Below are 17,440 nucleotides of genomic sequence, written 5' to 3'. Positions count from 1 at the left end.
CACTGGTAAACTAAACCACTTTTTTTGTGTCAGGCTGCCGATCAGCCTGTTCCACTCTTCGAAATGGAACCGTAACAACATGCGTACTAGCCAATATCTGCTCTCCACTCTGAAGGAGACACCTGCCGACGCCGAGGTGATCAGCCACCAGCTGATGCTGCGCGCCGGGATGATCCGCAAGCTGGCCTCCGGGTTATATACCTGGCTGCCGACCGGCGTGCGCGTCCTGAAAAAAGTCGAAAACATCGTGCGTGAAGAGATGAACAACGCCGGTGCGATCGAGGTGTTAATGCCGGTGGTTCAGCCTTCTGAGCTGTGGCAGGAGAGTGGACGCTGGGAGCAGTATGGTCCGGAACTGCTGCGTATTGCCGATCGTGGCGATCGTCCGTTCGTTCTCGGCCCAACGCATGAAGAAGTCATCACCGATCTGATCCGTAATGAGCTGAGCTCTTACAAGCAGCTGCCGCTCAACTTCTTCCAGATCCAGACCAAGTTCCGTGACGAAGTTCGTCCACGCTTTGGCGTTATGCGCTCTCGCGAATTCCTGATGAAAGATGCGTACTCTTTCCATACGTCTCAGGAATCTCTGCAGGAGACCTACGACAAGATGTATGAAGCGTACAGCAAGATCTTCTCCCGTATGGGTCTGGATTTCCGCGCTGTGCAGGCTGATACCGGTTCTATCGGCGGCAGCGCATCCCATGAGTTCCAGGTGCTGGCACAGAGCGGTGAAGACGATGTGATCTTCTCTGACTCTTCTGACTACGCGGCGAACATTGAGTTTGCTGAAGCCCTGGCGCCAAAAGCGCCACGCGCTGCTGCAACCGAAGAGATGAAGCTGGTAGATACGCCAAACGCGAAAACCATCGCCGAGCTGGTTGAGCAGTTCAACCTGCCGATCGAAAAAACGGTCAAAACCCTGCTGGTGAAGTCCGCTGAAGGTAGCGCCTACCCGCTGGTTGCCCTGCTGGTACGTGGCGATCACGAGCTGAATGAAGTGAAAGCAGAGAAGCTGCCACAGGTTGCAAGCCCATTAACCTTCGCAACGGAAGCGGAAATCCGCGCCGTCGTAAACGCCGGTCCTGGCTCCCTGGGTCCGGTGAATATGCCCGTTCCTGTCGTGATTGACCGCACCGTTGCCGCAATGAGCGACTTCTCCGCAGGCGCGAATATCGACGGCAAACACTACTTCGGTATTAACTGGGATCGCGATGTGGCGACACCAGAAGTGGCGGATATTCGTAACGTGGTAGCAGGCGACCCAAGCCCGGACGGCAACGGCACCCTGATGATCAAACGCGGTATTGAAGTGGGTCATATCTTCCAGCTGGGTGATAAATATTCCCGCGCCATGAATGCTGCCGTTCAGGGTGAAGATGGCCGCAACCAGGTTCTGACCATGGGCTGCTACGGAATTGGGGTAACGCGTGTGGTTGCCGCAGCGATAGAGCAGAACTATGACGAGCGTGGCATCGTCTGGCCGGACAACATTGCACCGTTCCAGGTCGCGATCCTGCCGATGAACATGCACAAGTCCTACCGCGTTCAGGAGCTGGCGGAAAAACTGTACAGCGAGCTGCGTGCGCAGGGTATCGAAGTGCTGATGGACGACCGTAAAGAGCGTCCGGGCGTGATGTTTGCTGATATGGAACTGATTGGTATTCCACACACCGTGGTGATCGGCGATCGTAACCTCGACAACGACGAGATCGAGTACAAGTATCGTCGTAACGGCGAGAAACAGATGATCAAAACCGGCGACGTGCTGGATTATCTGGTGAAAGCCATCAAGGCATAAGCCACAAAAAACCCCGCTGATGCGGGGTTTTTTATTTCAGCTATTTGCTGTCGCAATTTTTGCCCGCTTCAAATCGGGTAGCTCTGTCCGGTACCAGCGTTTTGACTTGTTCGCCGCTGTCCGGGTTGGCCTCAAGGGTAAAATGCCCGTCGACGGTGAGCAGCACCGGTTTGGTATCACTCCCGCGCGCCGCCGCGTAATCCCGTTCCAGCTGAGCGTTATTCGCCACGCTCACCTTTTTGCCGGTGGCGCAATCGGTGAAGGTCGCCGCATCAGCCATATAGAAATACATGCCGCGCATCGCCATCGGCGTCGCTGGCAGTGCAGCGGTTACTGGCGCGAGCGTGTAGTTAAACTGCGACTCGATCGGATTCCCCTCCCGATCCAGCATCTCCAGCCCTTCGCCTTTGGCGCGGAAATAGTGCTTCTCGCCCTGGGTATCCGTCAGCACCAGCTTATCGGCCGTCCGCGCCCAGGTGCCATAGCTGGCAAAAGAAGAAGGCGCTTTTGCCCCCTGATAATGTTGGTTCATTACCCAGGTCCCGTCTTTTTCCAGGAACAGTGAGGTCTCAATACCTTCGCAGTCGGCACAGGGTAAAACGCCCCGCCAGCTCTGCTGCATGGGTTTTAACGCCTCTTCGTGGGCAGGCTCCAGAACCTGCATCTCTGCACGGTTATTGCACCCCATAAGTACGAACAGCGCGCTGGCTGCCATCACTGAAAATATCGCTGTTTTCACTTTAGATTCCTTATCTCAACCCGACTGCTATCCGTTAATCCTGAGGGCGTCGAACTTTGCCACGCAGTGCTTTGACGGTCGATTTTTGTGATTTCGAAGCCAGACGGCGCTCTTTCGAGGCGCGTGTCGGGCGGGTTGCCCGACGGCTTTTTTGCACTGCCGTTAACTCTTGTATAACTGCTACCAGCCGGGCAAGCGCGGCTTCCCGGTTCATCTCCTGGCTGCGGTACTCCTGCGCCTTGATGATAATCACGCCGTCACTGGTGATCAGATGATGGCTGGCGGCGAGCAGGCGTTCTTTATAATACTCTGGCAGGCTTGAGGCCCGAATGTCAAAGCGCAGGTGAATGGCCGTTGAGGTTTTATTCACATGCTGCCCCCCTGCCCCCTGGGCACGGATCGCGGTGATCTCGACTTCATGATCGGCAAGGCTGACGCTTCGGGACAAGATAATCATGAGCGGGACTGCCAGACTTGCGGATGAATTTCCAGATTATTCTCAGCATCAGACAGCCAGATGGCGCCATCCTGAATCGTCGCCTGTAAATTCATGGTGCGTCCGGCAAAGGCACTCAGTTTAGCCAGCTGTTCGTCATCCAGATACCAGACGGACAGATTGGCAAACTGGGCACACTTGTTCTTGTTCTGCTGCCACCAGATCTCCGCTGCGCGGCTGTTGTAGGTAAAGAGCGCCACCTCGGCAGACTGGGTGCAGGCTTTCTTAATGCGGCGTTCATCCGGCAGGCCCAGCTCAATCCACAGATCGATACCCAGATGATCGTTGAGTAGCCAGGCTTCCGGCTCGTCTTCCGCGCTTAACCCGCGGGTAAACTGCAGACGCTCATTGGCATACTTAATCCATGCCAGCAGGCGCAGCATCATGCGCTCCTGCGTTTCGGAGGGATGACGCGCCAGCGTCAATGTCGCATCCATAAACTGATTGCGATCTAAATCCGCCACATTGACCGCGGCTTTGTAAATTGTCGCTTTAAGCGCCATGAGAGAACTCCTTTCGAATCAGGTGCGCATTGTAGCGAAATCTCCGCCAAAAGGCTGTTACAGGCTCAAGAATGTCTCTGACATCAACCTGCTGATATTGCTTAAATGAGTATGGTATAGTCACCTTGCTAAACCGAGTTTATCTTCGTAGGCTTAATGGTATCTCACAGTAAAGTCAGTGCGCTGGCAGGAGGGGATGTGAATAATTATTGTGAGCTAATTCGCAAACGGTATGCGGAAATTGCCAGCGGCGATCTGGGGTATGTCCCCGATGCGTTGGGCTGTGTATTGAAAGTTCTGAATGAAATGGCGTCGGATGACACGCTTTCAGAATCGGTCAGAGAAAAAGCAGCATATGCTGCTGCGAATTTACTGGTGAGCGATTATGTCAATGAATGATACATACCAACCTATTAACTGCGATGACTACGACAATCTCGAGCTCGCCTGCCAGCATCATCTGCTTCTGACGCTGGCGTTAAAAGATGGCGAAGTGCTGAAGGCAAAGGCCAACGATCTGGTATCCCGAAAGAACGTGGAGTATCTGGTTGTGGAAGACGGTGGCGCAACGCGCGAACTGCGTCTCGATAAAATTGCCAGCTTCAGCCATCCCGAAATCGGCACCGTTGTGGTGAGCGAGTCCTGATCCTCTGTAACGGGCAGCCCGCTGTCCGTTACGCTTTCCACTCCAGCTGTACGCCCCGCTCCGCTTCAGCCGCCCCTTCCCGCGTGACAAACACACCTGCAGCAGCCACCAGCGTTTCGCCGTAAAACAGCAGCGGCGTGGTGTCCCTACGCCAGGGCGCAACGTTAAGCTCCTGCCAGATTTTTTTGATCTTACGGCCGCCGTTTCGCCCAACGATGTGCAGCGTACCGCTGGCGCGAAAACGCACCGTCACAGGCTCATCCGGATGCGGCAGACGGAGATTACCACCTGCACTAAGGCGAAGCGTACCCAGCCCTTCCGGCAGACACAGCGGCAGATTAACGGAGGGCCAGTCGATTACCCGTTCGGCCAGAGGTGGATAACGTTTCACCCACCACAGCTCTCCCCGAAAGCGCCTGATTTCACCGTTGCCAGAACGCAGTCGCGGCGCCGCATCTTCCCGGGCCAGCGCCACCTCATCCCAGAGACGATTGAGCATGTCGCGCGACGGCATTAACGCCCCGTGCCGGGCCAGCCATCTACGCAGCAGCGCAGCCCGACGCACCGCGCTCATCGCCTGCAGCGGCGTGATAGCCAGCGCCCCGTCACCGGACACTAACGTCGTCAACTCGTCTGCCAGCAGCTCATCCAGTAACTGCTCCTGCTCGGCGCAAAGCTGGGCGCTACGGGCCGTAGCCTGGGCAAAATGCGGCCAGCGATCTGTAAGCAGCGGCAGAACGCGCAGACGCAAAAAATTGCGATCATAACTGTCGTCCTGATTGCTTTCGTCCTCAATCCAGCGCAGATCCCAGCGCTGCGCCCAGGCCTGCAGCGACTCACGCGTTTCGCCAAGAAGAGGACGGATTTGTTCGGTATCGCCAAAACGCGCCCGTGCAGGCATGGCTGATAGCCCTGCCGGGCCGCTGCCGCGCTTAAGGGCCAGCAGGAAGGTTTCACACTGATCGTCGAGATGTTGCGCCGTCACCAGCGCTTCGCCCGGCAAAAGAGCTTCGCTAAAGGCGGCATAACGCGCTTTACGCGCCTGCGCCTCAAGTCCCAGGCCTTCTTCTGCCAGCGTAACCCGCACCACAAGCAGCGGAATATTCCATTCATGGCAGAGATGCTGGCAATGCGCGACCCAGCTATCGGCGTGGGGGCTCAGGCCGTGGTGAATATGGATAGCGCGCAGTTCGAGGCCAGGCGCCTGTTCACGCCAGAGCTTGAGTTGATGCAGCAATACCGTGGAATCCAGGCCACCGCTAAATCCCACCAACAGTCGGCGGTAAGGGTGAAGGGCTTGCTGAAGATCGGCTGTGGTCATCATCGTCATTTATACAGAAAGGTGCCCGGCACGTTACCGGGCATTTTCTGGCGAGGCAAGCGTTACTGCTGATACAGCTCCAGCGGCAGGCCATCGGGATCGTTGAAAAAGGTGAAGCGCTTCCCGGTGAAGGGATCGATGCGGATGGCTTCACACTTCACGCCGTGGGATTCAAGATGTTCTATCGCCCGATCGATATCCTCCACGCTGAACGCCAGGTGGCGTAAACCGCAGGCTTCGGGCCGGGATGGACGCGCCGGCGGGAAAGGGAACGAAAACAGCTCAATGACATACTGACCATTCAGCGCCAGGTCACCCTTCCAGGAATCACGCTCTTCGCGATAAAACTCGCTCTGCAGGGTAAAACCCAGCGTATCGCAGTAAAACGCCTTACTGACGGCGTAGTCGGTGGCAATAATTGCAATGTGATGAACCTGCTTTAAACCCAGCATAGCCTCTCCTTATTGGTGTGCCTGAACGTTATATCCGAATCCCCCAGGCGTGCAAGGGGTCATGGCGCTTTTAGGACCCGTACCCGGTAGATGCCGTTTTCATCCCGTCTGGCACCGTGGATGTCGGTTTCGAACCCGGGATAGTGACGGCCAATCGAGCAGAGCATGAGCAGGAAATCGAGGACCGCCCTGCTCTTCTCGGTGATCATCTCGCCAGGCATCAGCAGCGGCACGCCGGGGGGATAAGGCAGGATCATATTGGCCGAGACGCGCCCAACCAGATCTTCCAGATCGATCGTTTCCACTTCACCCTTCACCTGCCGCTGCCAGGCATGGTGCGGGGTAAGCTTCATCTCCGGCAGGACATCAAACGCCTGCAGCATCAGGCGGGGTAGATCGTGCTGACGGATGAGCTTGTGGATCCCCTTCGCCAGATCCTGAATGCGCATATTGCGGTAAAAATCCGGATCCTCAGCATAGAGATCCGGCAGCATATTCCTGACCCGCAAATTGAGATCGTAGGCGCGTTTAAACTCCATCAGCCCGCGCAGCAATCCCATCGCCCGGGTTTTGTCGATACCAATGCTGAACAGGAATAGCAGGTTGTACGGCCCGGTCTTTTCGACAACCACGCCGCGCTCATCGAGGAATTTCGCAACCAGCGCCGCCGGGATCCCCTCTTCACTCATCTCTCCGTGCTCGTCCATACCCGGCGTCAGGATGGTGACTTTGACCGGATCGAGGAACATATGATCCGCATCGGCATCGCGAAAGCCATGCCAGCTCTCTCCCGGCGCAACCGGCCAGCATTCAGCTTCGTCGATATCGTCCGGCTGCCAGATATCGAAGAACCAGCCGTCGGCCTCATCCTTAAGACGCTGGACCTCTTTGCGAAAATGCAGGGCGCGCTCAACGGATCGGTTTATCAGGCGCTTACCGGGATTACCGCGCAGCATTGCCGCGGCGGTCTCAATCGAGGCCACCAGCGGATAGCTGGGCGACGTGGTGGTGTGCATCATAAAGGCTTCGTTGAAGGTCTCTTCGTCGTACTCACCTTTAATGTGGATCAGCGAAGCCTGAGAAAAGGCCGCCAGCATTTTGTGCGTGGACTGAGTTTCGAAGAACACTTTTCCCGGCTGGCGCTCACCGCTCATCCCGCTTTTACCAGCATAGATCGGATGAAAATTGGTATAGGGCACCCACGCAGAATCAAAATGGATCGAGGGCACATCCAGAGTCTGTTTCACCCAGTTGGTGTTATACAGCAGACCGTCATAGGTGGAGTTAGTGATCACCGCATGAACCGGCCAGCTCGCCCCCGGCACAGCCGCCACTTTGCGTTCAATGGCCGCATGGGAAAACTCCCGGCGCGGGATCCCGCCCAGAATACCCAGTGCATTTCGTGTAGGCGAGAGCCAGAGCGGCACGACGTCGCTCATCATCAGCAGATGCGCCAGTGATTTGTGACAGTTACGATCGATCAGCAGGGTGCTGCCCGCCGGTGCGGCATACATGCCGACAATCTTGTTCGACGTCGAGGTGCCGTTGGTCACCATATAGCTCTGCTCAGCACCAAAAGTACGGGCAATATACTCTTCAGCCTCAAGATGCGGGCCGGTATGATCCAGCAGCGATCCCAGCTCCGTCACCGAGATCGAAACATCCGCCTTCAGGGTGTTGCCGCCAAAGAAATCATAGAACAGACAGCCTACCGGGCTTTTCTGATACGCGGTCCCGGCCATGTGGCCCGGCGTGCAGAAGGTGTATTTGCCCTCTTTCACATAGGTGAAAAGCGCACGGGTAAACGGCGGAGTGATGGTATCCAGGTATTCGCCGGTGTATTGCTGGATACGGTTGGCGATATCGTCCGCAATTCCCAGGGAATACTCAAAGAACCACAGCGCCATCCGCATGTCGTTGGCGCTGACATCCATCGTGGAGTGGGTATTGATAAAGGCGTACAGCGGCAGATATTCATTGAGCTGGTTGATGTCGCTGCATAATTCCAGATCGTACTCGTCCCAGTCGAAGATGACGCCACAGATGCGGGGATTATGTTCGATAAATTTCAGTAGATCGGCGCTGTTCTGCGGCCAGATAAGTTGAAACCCGCGCGCTGACAGCGCCTGCTCCAGCTCCTTGATGGGTTCGTCTTTATAAAAGACGCCGTGCGGCCCCATAATGGCAATGATGTTCACGGTTTACCTCCTTGAAAAACATTAGCTAAGCATAGTTGAGGTAAACAATGGGTATAAAAAAAGCCGCAACACTGTGCGGCTTTTTAAGATTATTGCGTAGCTTATGCGTAACCGTAGCTCATCAGACGCTGATAACGACGGTTCAGCAGATCTTCTTTGCTCAGCACGTCGAGGTCTGCGAGGTCAGCCAGCAGCTGTGCCTTCAGAGACGCGGCCATAACTTCTGGCTTACGGTGCGCGCCACCCAGCGGTTCCGGGATAACGGTATCGATCAGCTTCAGCTCTTTCAGGCGTGGGGCGATAATGCCCATCGCTTCCGCAGCCAGCGGCGCTTTATCGGCGCTTTTCCACAGAATGGACGCACAACCTTCCGGAGAGATAACGGAATAGGTGCTGTACTGCAGCATATTCACTTTATCACCCACGCCAATCGCCAGCGCACCACCGGAGCCACCTTCACCGATAACGGTACAGATAACCGGTACGCTCAGGCGCGACATTTCACGCAGGTTACGGGCAATCGCTTCAGACTGACCACGCTCTTCCGCGCCCACGCCCGGATACGCGCCCGGGGTGTCGATGAAGGTTACGATCGGCATGTTGAAACGCTCGGCCATTTCCATCAGACGCAGGGCTTTACGGTAGCCTTCTGGGGCTGGCATACCGAAATTGCGGCGAATCTTTTCTTTGGTTTCGCGCCCTTTCTGGTGGCCAATGATCATCACCGGACGACCGTCCAGACGGGCAATACCGCCGACGATAGCTTTATCGTCAGCGTATGCGCGGTCACCTGCCAGTTCGTCAAATTCATCAAACGCCAGGCGGACATAATCCAGGGTGTACGGACGCTGAGGATGGCGAGCCAGTTGGGCCACCTGCCATGCGCCGAGATCGGCAAAAATTTTGCGCGTCAGTTCTACGCTTTTTTCACGCAGACGATGCACTTCTTCGTCGATGTTAATATCCAGTTTTTCATCCTGACGGCCCACGGCAGTCAGAGAATCGATTTTCGCTTCCAGCTCTGCAATCGGCTGTTCGAAATCAAGGAAATTCAGACTCATAGTATTCCTGTATTAGTCAAACTCCAGTTCCACCTGCTCCGAACCAATGAGGCCACGGAGATCGTTAAGTAAACGATCGCTCGGAGAGACACGCCACGACGCACCAAAGCGCAACCGTGCACGCGCATCCGCCCTCTGATAGTAGAGATGTACTGGAATGGTCCCCGAGCGGTGGGGTTCCAGAGACTGACGGAGTCGGTTTAAAAGCTGGTCATCAATTTGCCTGTCCGTCAGCGAGATAGCAAGCCCGCGAGCATATTTTTCCCGGGCTTCGTCAATGTCCATCACTTCGCGGGCGGTCATTTTAAGCCCCCCGCTGAAGTCATCAAAGCTGACCTGTCCGCTGACGATAAGTATGCGGTCTTTTTCCAGCAACTGCTGATATTTATCCAGAGCGTCGGTGAATAACATCACCTCCAGCCGCCCGGAACGGTCATCCAGCGTACAGATGCCGATACGATTGCCGCGTTTGGTGACCATAACCCTCGCGGCAATGACGAGCCCCGCAGCCGTAGTCATCTTACCACGTTCTGTCGGATGCATGTCTTTCAGCCGGTAGCCTCCGACATAGCGCTCAATTTCTTTAATGTACTGATTAATTGGGTGCCCGGTCAGGTACAGGCCCAGGGTTTCGCGCTCGCCATCCAGCACGGTCTGTTCCGGCCACGGCTGACAGCTGGCATAGGACTGTTCGATCTGCTCCGGCTCTTCCGCCAGCACGCCAAACATATCCGCCTGCCCGATGGCTTCGGCTTTTGAGTGCTGGTCGGCAGCCTTCAGCGCATCGGCCAGCGAGTTCATCAGCGCCGCACGATGCGGCCCGAGACGGTCAAACGCCCCGGACATGATCAGCTTTTCCAGCACCCGGCGGTTGAGCTTCTTGATATCCGTGCGTGCGCACAGGTCGAACAGCTCACGGAAATAGCCGCCCTGGTTACGGGCTTCGATGATGGCTTCAATCGGGCCTTCACCCACGCCTTTAATCGCGCCGATACCGTAAACGATCTCGCCGTCGTCATTGACGTGGAAATGATACTGCCCGGAGTTGATGTCCGGCGGCAGAATTTTCAGCCCCATGCGCCAGCACTCGTCCACCAGACCGACCACCTTTTCGGTGTTGTCCATATCGGCAGTCATTACCGCCGCCATAAACTCGGCCGGGTAGTGTGCCTTCAGCCACAGCGTCTGATAGGAGACCAGCGCATAGGCGGCGGAGTGGGACTTGTTAAACCCGTATCCGGCGAATTTCTCTACCAGATCGAAGATTTTCATCGCCAGTTCGCCGTCAATGCCGTTTTTCTTCGCCCCTTCTTCGAAGGTGCCGCGCTGCTTGGCCATCTCTTCCGGCTTTTTCTTACCCATCGCACGACGCAGCATGTCCGCGCCGCCGAGGGTGTAGCCAGAGAGCACCTGGGCAATCTGCATAACCTGTTCCTGATACAGGATGATGCCGTAGGTCGGCTCCAGTACCGGTTTCAGGCTTTCGTGCTGCCACTGCACGTCCGGATAGGAGAGCTCCTCCCGGCCATGCTTACGGTCAATAAAGTTATCTACCATCCCTGACTGCAGCGGCCCCGGACGGAACAGCGCCACCAGGGCGATCATATCTTCGAAGCAGTCAGGCTGCAGGCGCTTGATCAGATCTTTCATGCCGCGGGATTCAAGCTGGAAGACCGCCGTGGTCTCCGAGCGCTGCAGCATATCGAAGCTTTTCTTGTCATCCAGCGGGATCGCGGCGATATCAATCGGCTCCAGGCCCTGTTTGGCCCGGCGCGGGTTGATCATCTTCAGCGCCCAGTCGATGATGGTGAGCGTACGCAAGCCCAGGAAGTCAAACTTCACCAGACCCGCGTATTCCACGTCGTTTTTGTCAAACTGCGTGACCGGGTGCAGGCCTGATTCATCGCAGTAGAGCGGCGCGAAGTCGGTGATTTTCGTGGGAGCAATAACCACGCCACCGGCGTGTTTACCGGCGTTACGGGTGACGCCTTCCAGCTTCCGCGCCATGTCGATCAGCGCCTTAACCTCTTCGTCCGCCTCGTAGATTTCCGGCAGCTGTGGTTCCGCTTCGAACGCTTTTGCCAGCGTCATGCCCGGATCGGGCGGCACCAGCTTCGAGATGCGATCGACAAAGCCGTACGGATGCCCCAGCACGCGACCCACGTCGCGGATAACCGCTTTTGCCGCCATGGTACCGAAGGTAATGATCTGCGATACCGCATCACGACCGTACATTTCTGCCACGTGTTCAATCACCTGGTCGCGTTTTTCCATACAGAAGTCAACGTCGAAGTCAGGCATCGAGACACGTTCCGGGTTCAGGAAACGTTCGAACAGCAGGTCAAACTCCAGCGGATCGAGATCGGTAATTTTCAGCGCATAGGCCACCAGCGAGCCGGCACCGGAACCACGGCCCGGGCCTACCGGCACGCCGTTGTCCTTCGACCACTGGATAAACTCCATTACGATCAGGAAGTAGCCGGGGAACCCCATCTGGTTGATAACCTGGAGCTCAACATCCAGACGCTCGTCATACTCCGGACGTTTCTCGGCGCGAATGGCCGGATCCGGGAACAGAAACTCAAGGCGCTCTTCCAGACCCTCTTTCGATTTCATGACCAGGAAGTCTTCGGTGGTCATGTCGCCGGTCGGGAACTGCGGCAGGAAGTATTCGCCCAGACGAACGGTGACGTTACAGCGTTTCGCGATCTCTACGCTGTTCTCCAGCGCTTCCGGTATATCGGAAAACAGCTCACACATCTCCTCTTCGCTGCGCATATATTGCTGCGGCGAATAGTTTCGCGGGCGTTTGGGATCGTCGAGGGTAAAGCCATCGTGGATAGCGACGCGAATTTCATGGGCGTCAAAATCGTCGGCATTGATGAAGCGCACATCGTTGGATGCCACCACGGGTAACCCATGCTCTTCTGCAAGCGCAACCGCAGCATGCAGATAGGTTTCTTCATCCGGGCGACCGGTGCGGATCAGCTCCAGATAGAAGCGATCGGGGAAATAGTCTTTATAAAACCCGACGCACTGCTCCACCAGCGCGGTATTTCCGCGCAGCAGACATCTGCCGATGTCACCCATGCGGCCGCCGGAGATGAGCAGCAACCCTTCATTGAGTTCCGCCAGCCATTCACGATCGATCCACGGGCCCTGCGGGCCGTAGCCGCGCTGATAGGCACGCGAGATCAGCAGCGTCAGGTTCTGGTAACCGGTATTATTCATCGCCAGAACGGTGATTTGGGTCATCTCATCGGCGAGCAGTTCGCTCTGAACGTGAAAATCGGCACCAATTAACGGCTTCATTCCTGCGCCATGCGCCGTTCCGTAAAACTTCACCAGACCGCACAGGTTAGTGAAGTCGGTGATCGCCAGTGCAGGCATGCCAAGCGCGGCCGCCTTTTTCACCAGCGGTCCGGTCTTCGCAAGCCCATCAATCATGGAATAGTCGCTGTGCACCCGCAGGTGTACGAAACGTGGTTCAGCCATCTTCAGATTCCGCGTTACTTATTGGCGTCTTGATTCAGGACATCAGTCCCAGTGCGCGTTTTACCGGCCCAAAACTGCGGCGGTGGTGCTCAGTTGCGCCGTGTTCTGCCAGTCTTTCCAGATGGAAAGCGGTAGGATACCCCTTATGCTGGGCAAAACCATACTGGGGAAATGAGAGATCAAGCGCGGCCATTTCGGCATCGCGCGTGACTTTAGCAACGATCGAGGCGGCACTGATTTCTGCTACCCGGCTGTCGCCCTTCACCACCGCCAGCGACGGCATGGGCAGCGCCGGACAGCGATTACCGTCAATCAGCACATACTCTGGTACCACGCTCAGCCCGGCTACGGCACGCTGCATCGCCAGCATAGTGGCATGCAGAATGTTCAGCTCGTCGATCTCATGCGGTTCTGCACGTCCTAAACTCCAGGACAGCGCTTTCTCTTTGATTTCATCGAATAACGCCAGGCGGCGCTTTTCGGTTAATTTTTTCGAATCATTCAGACCGATTATCGGCCGGGAAGGATCGAGGATCACTGCGGCAGTCACCACCGCGCCCACCAGCGGCCCACGTCCGACCTCATCCACACCCGCCACCAGATGGGTGTGGGGATAAACAAATTCCATCATTTCGCTAACTCCAGCACCGCGTCAGCCGCCTGCTCGTCGGCATTACAGCGGATCTGCTGATGCAGTTCCCGGAATGTGTCATGCATTTCGTGGCTGGTTTTGCCGTCAGCCAGCAGCGGCAACAGCGCAGCGGCTAAGGCCTGCGGCTCGCACTCATCCTGCAGCAGCTCTTTCACCAGCTCGCGCCGGGCAAGCAGGTTTGGCAGGGAGACGTAATCCGTTTTCACCAGCCGTTTTGCCAGCCAGAAAGTAAAGGGCTTCATACGATAGCCCACAACCATCGGGCATTTCGCCAGCATGCACTCCAGCGCAGCGGTACCGGATGCCAGTAAAGCGGCATCGCTGGCCACCATCGCTTCACGACCTTTGCCATCTAACAGATGAACATGCAGGTCGGGGGCCACCTCGGCTTTAATGCGCTCAAACTGCTCCCGGCGTTTGGCATTCACCAGCGGCACAACCACTTCCAGGTCAGGGTAAGTCTGACGCAAGATCTGCGCGGTTTTCAGAAAATCAGCACTGAGCATCTCAACTTCTGCGCCACGGCTCCCCGGCAACAGTGCCAGACAGTGAGCGTCATGTGGGATGCCAAGCTGGTCACGTGCGGCATTTTTATCGGGATCAAGCGGCATGGCATCGGCCATGGTATGACCGATAAAGCGGCACGGAACGTTGAATTTATCGTAAAACGCTTTTTCGAAAGGCAGGAAGGCCAGGACCAGATTCGTCGATCTGCCTATTTTGAAAACGCGTTTCTGTCGCCACGCCCAGACGGACGGACTGACATAGTGAATGGTTTTGATCCCCTGCTTTTTCAGATTACCTTCAAGGGTAATGTTGAAGTCAGGTGCATCAATACCCACAAACACATCGGGCTGAAGCTCGGTAAAGCGACGCGTCAGATCGGCGCGAATGTGCAGCAACCGGCGCAGGCGACCCAGCACCTCAACGATGCCCATCACCGCCAGCTCTTCCATTTCATACCAGGCTTCACAACCTTCAGCCTGCATCAATGGACCCGCAACGCCGACAAAGCGCGCGTTGGGAACGCGCGCTTTGAGCGCTCGAATCAGACCTGCACCAAGAATATCGCCGGAGGTTTCTCCGGCGACGAGGGCGATCGTAAGCGGGCGACTATCGACCATTAACGAATCAGACCGCGAGTTGAGCGTGCGAAGAATTCCACGAACGCGTTCACCTCAGGATGCTGCTTCGCCAGTTCGGCAATTTCCGGCTTAGCCTCTTCCAGCGTTTTACCATTACGGTACAACTGTTTGTAGGCGTTACGGATTGCCATAATCGCTTCACGGCTGAAACCGCGACGCTTAAGGCCTTCAATGTTAACGCCAAACGGCGTCGCATGGTTGCCCTGCGCAATCACATACGGCGGGACGTCCTGCGCCACGCCGGAGCAGCCGCCGACCATCACGTGCGCACCAATGATGCAGAACTGATGGACTGCGGTCATGCCGCCAATGATGGCATGATCGTCAACTGATACGTGTCCCGCCAACGTTGCATTGTTGGCGAGAATACAGCGGTTACCAACGGTACAGTCATGCGCGATATGCGCGTTGACCATAAACAGGTTATCGCTGCCCACCTTCGTCAACTCACCACCCTGTACTGTGCCACGATGAATGGTGACGCTTTCGCGAATGCGGTTACGATCGCCAATTTCCACACGGGTTGGTTCGCCAGCATATTTCAGATCCTGGTTAACTTCACCGATGGAGGCGAACTGATAGATCACGTTGTCGCGGCCAATGGTCGTATGACCATTCACAACGACGTGAGATTTCAGTACGGTACCCTCACCAATTTCGACATGGGGTCCAACAATACAAAATGGACCAATGTGGACGTTAGCACCAATAACGGCGCCCTCTTCCACAATGGCGGTTGGATGAATAAAGGCGGTTTTATCAATCACGTATCAGGCCTCCCGGCTACGCGCACACATCATGGTAGCTTCGCAAACAACTTTGCCGTCAACCAGAGCTACGCCTTTGAAGCGAGTCAGGCCGCGACGCGTTTTTTCAAAAGTCACTTCCATGATCATCTGATCACCAGGCACGACCGGGCGCTTGAAGCGCGCTTCGTCGATACCTGCGAAGTAATACAGCTCACCCGGCTCCAGTTTACCAACGCTTTTAAACGCCAGAATACCGGTAGCCTGAGCCATCGCTTCCAGGATCAATACGCCCGGGAAGATAGGCTTCCCAGGGAAGTGCCCCTGGAAGAATGGCTCGTTTACAGAAACATTTTTCACTGCGCGCAGAAAACGACCTTCTTCAAAATCCAGCACACGGTCTACCAGCAAAAACGGGTAGCGGTGCGGCAGAAGTTCTAAAATCTCTTCAATATGCAGAGTATGAGTGTCAGTAGTCAAAATACTCTTCCTGTCAAAATATCTGAATGGCAATAATAACACGGCCTGCCGGTTTATAAGAAAGCCGACAGGCCGGGAAGTGTGCGTTAAACGGGTGAACGCTTAGTCTTGTTGATCGATTTTGCGCTCAATGGCCTTGAGGCGCTTACTCATATCATCAATATTCATCACCAGGGCGGCAGTTTTACGCCACACCTTGTTAGGCTGCAATGGAATACCTGAGGAGTAAACGCCCGGCTCGGTGATAGGACGCATAACCATCCCCATACCGGTGACCGTGACCTTGTCGCATATTTCCATATGCCCGTTAATTACGCTGGCACCGCCAATCATACAGTAACGGCCAATCTTCAGGCTGCCTGCCATAATAACGCCACCGGCAACCGCGGTATTGTCGCCAATCACAACGTTATGTGCAATCTGGCACTGGTTATCGATGATAACACCATTACCGATAATCGTGTCATCAAGCGCACCACGGTCAATTGTCGTGCAGGCGCCGATTTCGACGCGATCGCCGATGATCACCCGGCCAAGTTGCGGGATCTTAACCCAGTTACCACGATCGTTGGCATAACCGAAACCATCCGAACCGATAACGGTACTGGACTGGATCAGGCAGTTTTCGCCGATGTCGATCTCGTGATAAACGGAAACATTGGCCCACAGGCGAGAGCCTGCACCAATTTTTGTTTTTTTACCTACGAAGCAACCGGCGCCAATGACCACGTTATCGCCCAGCACCACGTCTGATTCGATAACCGCATTTGCACCAATTGATACGTTGCTACCCAGCTTCGCCGTCGGGTCAATCACCGCACTGGGTGCGATGTTTTGCGCCGGCTGCGGCGTGGTATCCAGAATTTGTGCCATACGGGCATACGTCAGGTAGGGGTTCTTCACTACCAGCGCAGCACCTGCGGCAAACGGCAAATCGTCCTGCGTCATGACGACAGCAGACGCCTGGCAAAGCGCCAGATGTTCACGGTACTTAGGGCTTACCATGAAGGTGATATTGCCTGCTTTAGCAGATTGCATGGACGCAACAGCGGTGATGACGATATCGCCATCACCGTGTAATTCTGCATCCAACTGCTGAGCTAAATCAGCGAGTCGAATTGAAGGCATTACTTATTTAACCTGTTTCAGGACATCAGCGGTGATGTCTTTAACATCGCTGCTGTTGAATGCAACGGCATTGGCATCAACAACCAGATCGATGCTCTGATCGGCAGCAACAGCTTTCACAGCGGACTGGATACGGGTAACCAGCTTGCCGCGTTCTTCGTTAGAACGACGCTGACGATCCTGCTCAAAAGCTTGCGCTTTCTGAGAGAAAGTCTGACGCTGAGCCATTACGTCTTTTTCCAGCTTGCTGCGGTCGCTCGCTTTCATGGTAGAACCATCGCGCTGCAGACGCTGCATTTTGGATTGCAGATCGTTTTCCATACCCTGCAGTTCGCTTGCACGGCTTTTGAACTCGCCTTCCAGCTTGGCAGAAACACCGGTTTTCTGCGCAACCTGCTGGAACAAGTTACCCATATTGACGATTGCAATTTTGTCTGCTGCCTGAGCAGAGGTTGCCATCGCTAAACCGAGACCTGCAGCTAATAACCACTTTTTCACAATTAACTCCTTACCATCCCATTGGTACCCGAAGGCACCGTTCTTTGCGTGGCAAGGCGATCCTGCGATCGCCAGTTGTCAG

17 protein-coding genes are annotated in these 17,440 nt (G+C 55.5%); 3 read left to right on the top strand and 14 right to left on the bottom strand.

The window, feature by feature from the left end; translation table 11 throughout:
- Window positions 1-79: 79 nt before the first annotated feature.
- The gene (gene proS, locus NB069_RS04000; protein ID WP_250587879.1) at window positions 80-1,798 is read left to right on the top strand and encodes a proline--tRNA ligase; all 1,719 of its coding nucleotides are present in this window, start codon (window positions 80-82) and stop codon (window positions 1,796-1,798) included.
- Window positions 1,799-1,838: 40 nt separating this feature from the next.
- Here proS and nlpE read toward each other — a convergent pair whose 3' ends face one another.
- The 3 genes from nlpE to NB069_RS03985 are packed head-to-tail and all read right to left on the bottom strand — an operon-like array spanning window position 1,839 to window position 3,536.
- Complete coding sequence (gene nlpE, locus NB069_RS03995) at window positions 1,839-2,537, bottom strand: envelope stress response activation lipoprotein NlpE (RefSeq protein ID WP_250587878.1); 699 nt, start codon at window positions 2,535-2,537, stop codon at window positions 1,839-1,841.
- 34 nt (window positions 2,538-2,571) lie between these two features.
- On the bottom strand, window positions 2,572-2,994 hold the full coding sequence (gene arfB / locus NB069_RS03990) for an alternative ribosome rescue aminoacyl-tRNA hydrolase ArfB (RefSeq protein WP_250587877.1): 423 nt from the start codon (window positions 2,992-2,994) through the stop codon (window positions 2,572-2,574).
- Window positions 2,991-3,536 (bottom strand): YaeQ family protein, encoded by a 546-nt coding sequence (locus NB069_RS03985; RefSeq protein ID WP_250587876.1) that lies wholly within the window; start codon window positions 3,534-3,536, stop codon window positions 2,991-2,993. Before NB069_RS03985 ends, arfB begins: the two co-directional genes overlap by 4 nt.
- A 198-nt stretch (window positions 3,537-3,734) precedes the next feature.
- Here NB069_RS03985 and NB069_RS03980 point away from each other — a divergent pair, with 198 nt between their 5' ends.
- Complete coding sequence (locus tag NB069_RS03980; protein WP_039030293.1) at window positions 3,735-3,935, top strand: YaeP family protein; 201 nt, start codon at window positions 3,735-3,737, stop codon at window positions 3,933-3,935.
- Window positions 3,922-4,182 carry a Rho-binding antiterminator gene (gene rof, locus NB069_RS03975; RefSeq protein ID WP_039030294.1) on the top strand — a complete coding sequence of 87 codons (261 nt, stop codon included), beginning with the start codon at window positions 3,922-3,924 and terminating at the stop codon, window positions 4,180-4,182. Before NB069_RS03980 ends, rof begins: the two co-directional genes overlap by 14 nt.
- A 28-nt stretch (window positions 4,183-4,210) precedes the next feature.
- Here rof and tilS read toward each other — a convergent pair whose 3' ends face one another.
- From tilS to skp, 11 genes are all read right to left on the bottom strand, one after another.
- Window positions 4,211-5,503 carry a tRNA lysidine(34) synthetase TilS gene (gene tilS / locus NB069_RS03970; protein ID WP_250589446.1) on the bottom strand — a complete coding sequence of 431 codons (1,293 nt, stop codon included), beginning with the start codon at window positions 5,501-5,503 and terminating at the stop codon, window positions 4,211-4,213.
- A 62-nt stretch (window positions 5,504-5,565) separates the two neighbouring features.
- Entirely contained in the window at window positions 5,566-5,955 is a 390-nt protein-coding gene (locus NB069_RS03965; protein WP_250587875.1) for a VOC family protein, read from the bottom strand.
- Window positions 5,956-6,014: 59 nt separating this feature from the next.
- Window positions 6,015-8,153 (bottom strand): lysine decarboxylase LdcC, encoded by a 2,139-nt coding sequence (locus tag NB069_RS03960; RefSeq protein ID WP_250587874.1) that lies wholly within the window; start codon window positions 8,151-8,153, stop codon window positions 6,015-6,017.
- Window positions 8,154-8,254: 101 nt separating this feature from the next.
- Window positions 8,255-9,214, bottom strand: a complete 960-nt coding sequence (gene accA, locus NB069_RS03955) for an acetyl-CoA carboxylase carboxyl transferase subunit alpha (protein ID WP_250587873.1) — start codon at window positions 9,212-9,214, stop codon at window positions 8,255-8,257.
- A gap of 12 nt (window positions 9,215-9,226) precedes the next feature.
- Complete coding sequence (dnaE, locus tag NB069_RS03950) at window positions 9,227-12,709, bottom strand: DNA polymerase III subunit alpha (RefSeq protein ID WP_250587872.1); 3,483 nt, start codon at window positions 12,707-12,709, stop codon at window positions 9,227-9,229.
- A 34-nt stretch (window positions 12,710-12,743) separates the two neighbouring features.
- Entirely contained in the window at window positions 12,744-13,340 is a 597-nt protein-coding gene (gene rnhB, locus NB069_RS03945; RefSeq protein ID WP_250587871.1) for a ribonuclease HII, read from the bottom strand.
- Window positions 13,337-14,485 carry a lipid-A-disaccharide synthase gene (gene lpxB / locus NB069_RS03940; protein ID WP_039030301.1) on the bottom strand — a complete coding sequence of 383 codons (1,149 nt, stop codon included), beginning with the start codon at window positions 14,483-14,485 and terminating at the stop codon, window positions 13,337-13,339. Before lpxB ends, rnhB begins: the two co-directional genes overlap by 4 nt.
- On the bottom strand, window positions 14,485-15,273 hold the full coding sequence (gene lpxA, locus NB069_RS03935; protein WP_032616625.1) for an acyl-ACP--UDP-N-acetylglucosamine O-acyltransferase: 789 nt from the start codon (window positions 15,271-15,273) through the stop codon (window positions 14,485-14,487). The genes lpxB and lpxA overlap by 1 nt, the downstream gene beginning before the upstream one ends.
- Before the next feature lie 3 nt (window positions 15,274-15,276).
- A complete protein-coding gene (fabZ, locus tag NB069_RS03930) occupies window positions 15,277-15,732 on the bottom strand; it encodes a 3-hydroxyacyl-ACP dehydratase FabZ (protein ID WP_007373234.1) in 456 nt (151 codons plus the stop codon).
- Between the two features lie 102 nt (window positions 15,733-15,834).
- Entirely contained in the window at window positions 15,835-16,860 is a 1,026-nt protein-coding gene (gene lpxD, locus NB069_RS03925; protein WP_250587870.1) for a UDP-3-O-(3-hydroxymyristoyl)glucosamine N-acyltransferase, read from the bottom strand.
- A 3-nt stretch (window positions 16,861-16,863) separates the two neighbouring features.
- Window positions 16,864-17,358 (bottom strand): molecular chaperone Skp, encoded by a 495-nt coding sequence (gene skp, locus NB069_RS03920; RefSeq protein ID WP_039030303.1) that lies wholly within the window; start codon window positions 17,356-17,358, stop codon window positions 16,864-16,866.
- Window positions 17,359-17,440 lie beyond the last annotated feature (82 nt).

This window comes from Leclercia adecarboxylata (genome assembly GCF_023639785.1).
Taxonomy (GTDB): Bacteria; Pseudomonadota; Gammaproteobacteria; order Enterobacterales; family Enterobacteriaceae; genus Enterobacter; species Enterobacter adecarboxylatus_D.
This window is presented reverse-complemented; position numbering and strand designations above follow the sequence as displayed.

Bases quoted from the DNA above. Each gene is read 5' to 3' on its own strand.
- proS (WP_250587879.1), top strand. From the start codon at position 80: ATGCGTACTAGCCAATATCTGCTCTCCACTCTGAAGGAGACACCTGCC.
- arfB (WP_250587877.1), bottom strand. From the start codon at position 2,994: ATGATTATCTTGTCCCGAAGCGTCAGCCTTGCCGATCATGAAGTCGAG.
- NB069_RS03985 (WP_250587876.1), bottom strand. From the start codon at position 3,536: ATGGCGCTTAAAGCGACAATTTACAAAGCCGCGGTCAATGTGGCGGAT.
- rof (WP_039030294.1), top strand. From the start codon at position 3,922: ATGTCAATGAATGATACATACCAACCTATTAACTGCGATGACTACGAC.
- tilS (WP_250589446.1), bottom strand. From the start codon at position 5,503: ATGACCACAGCCGATCTTCAGCAAGCCCTTCACCCTTACCGCCGACTG.
- NB069_RS03965 (WP_250587875.1), bottom strand. From the start codon at position 5,955: ATGCTGGGTTTAAAGCAGGTTCATCACATTGCAATTATTGCCACCGAC.
- accA (WP_250587873.1), bottom strand. From the start codon at position 9,214: ATGAGTCTGAATTTCCTTGATTTCGAACAGCCGATTGCAGAGCTGGAA.
- dnaE (WP_250587872.1), bottom strand. From the start codon at position 12,709: ATGGCTGAACCACGTTTCGTACACCTGCGGGTGCACAGCGACTATTCC.
- rnhB (WP_250587871.1), bottom strand. From the start codon at position 13,340: ATGATGGAATTTGTTTATCCCCACACCCATCTGGTGGCGGGTGTGGAT.
- lpxB (WP_039030301.1), bottom strand. From the start codon at position 14,485: ATGGTCGATAGTCGCCCGCTTACGATCGCCCTCGTCGCCGGAGAAACC.
- lpxD (WP_250587870.1), bottom strand. From the start codon at position 16,860: ATGCCTTCAATTCGACTCGCTGATTTAGCTCAGCAGTTGGATGCAGAA.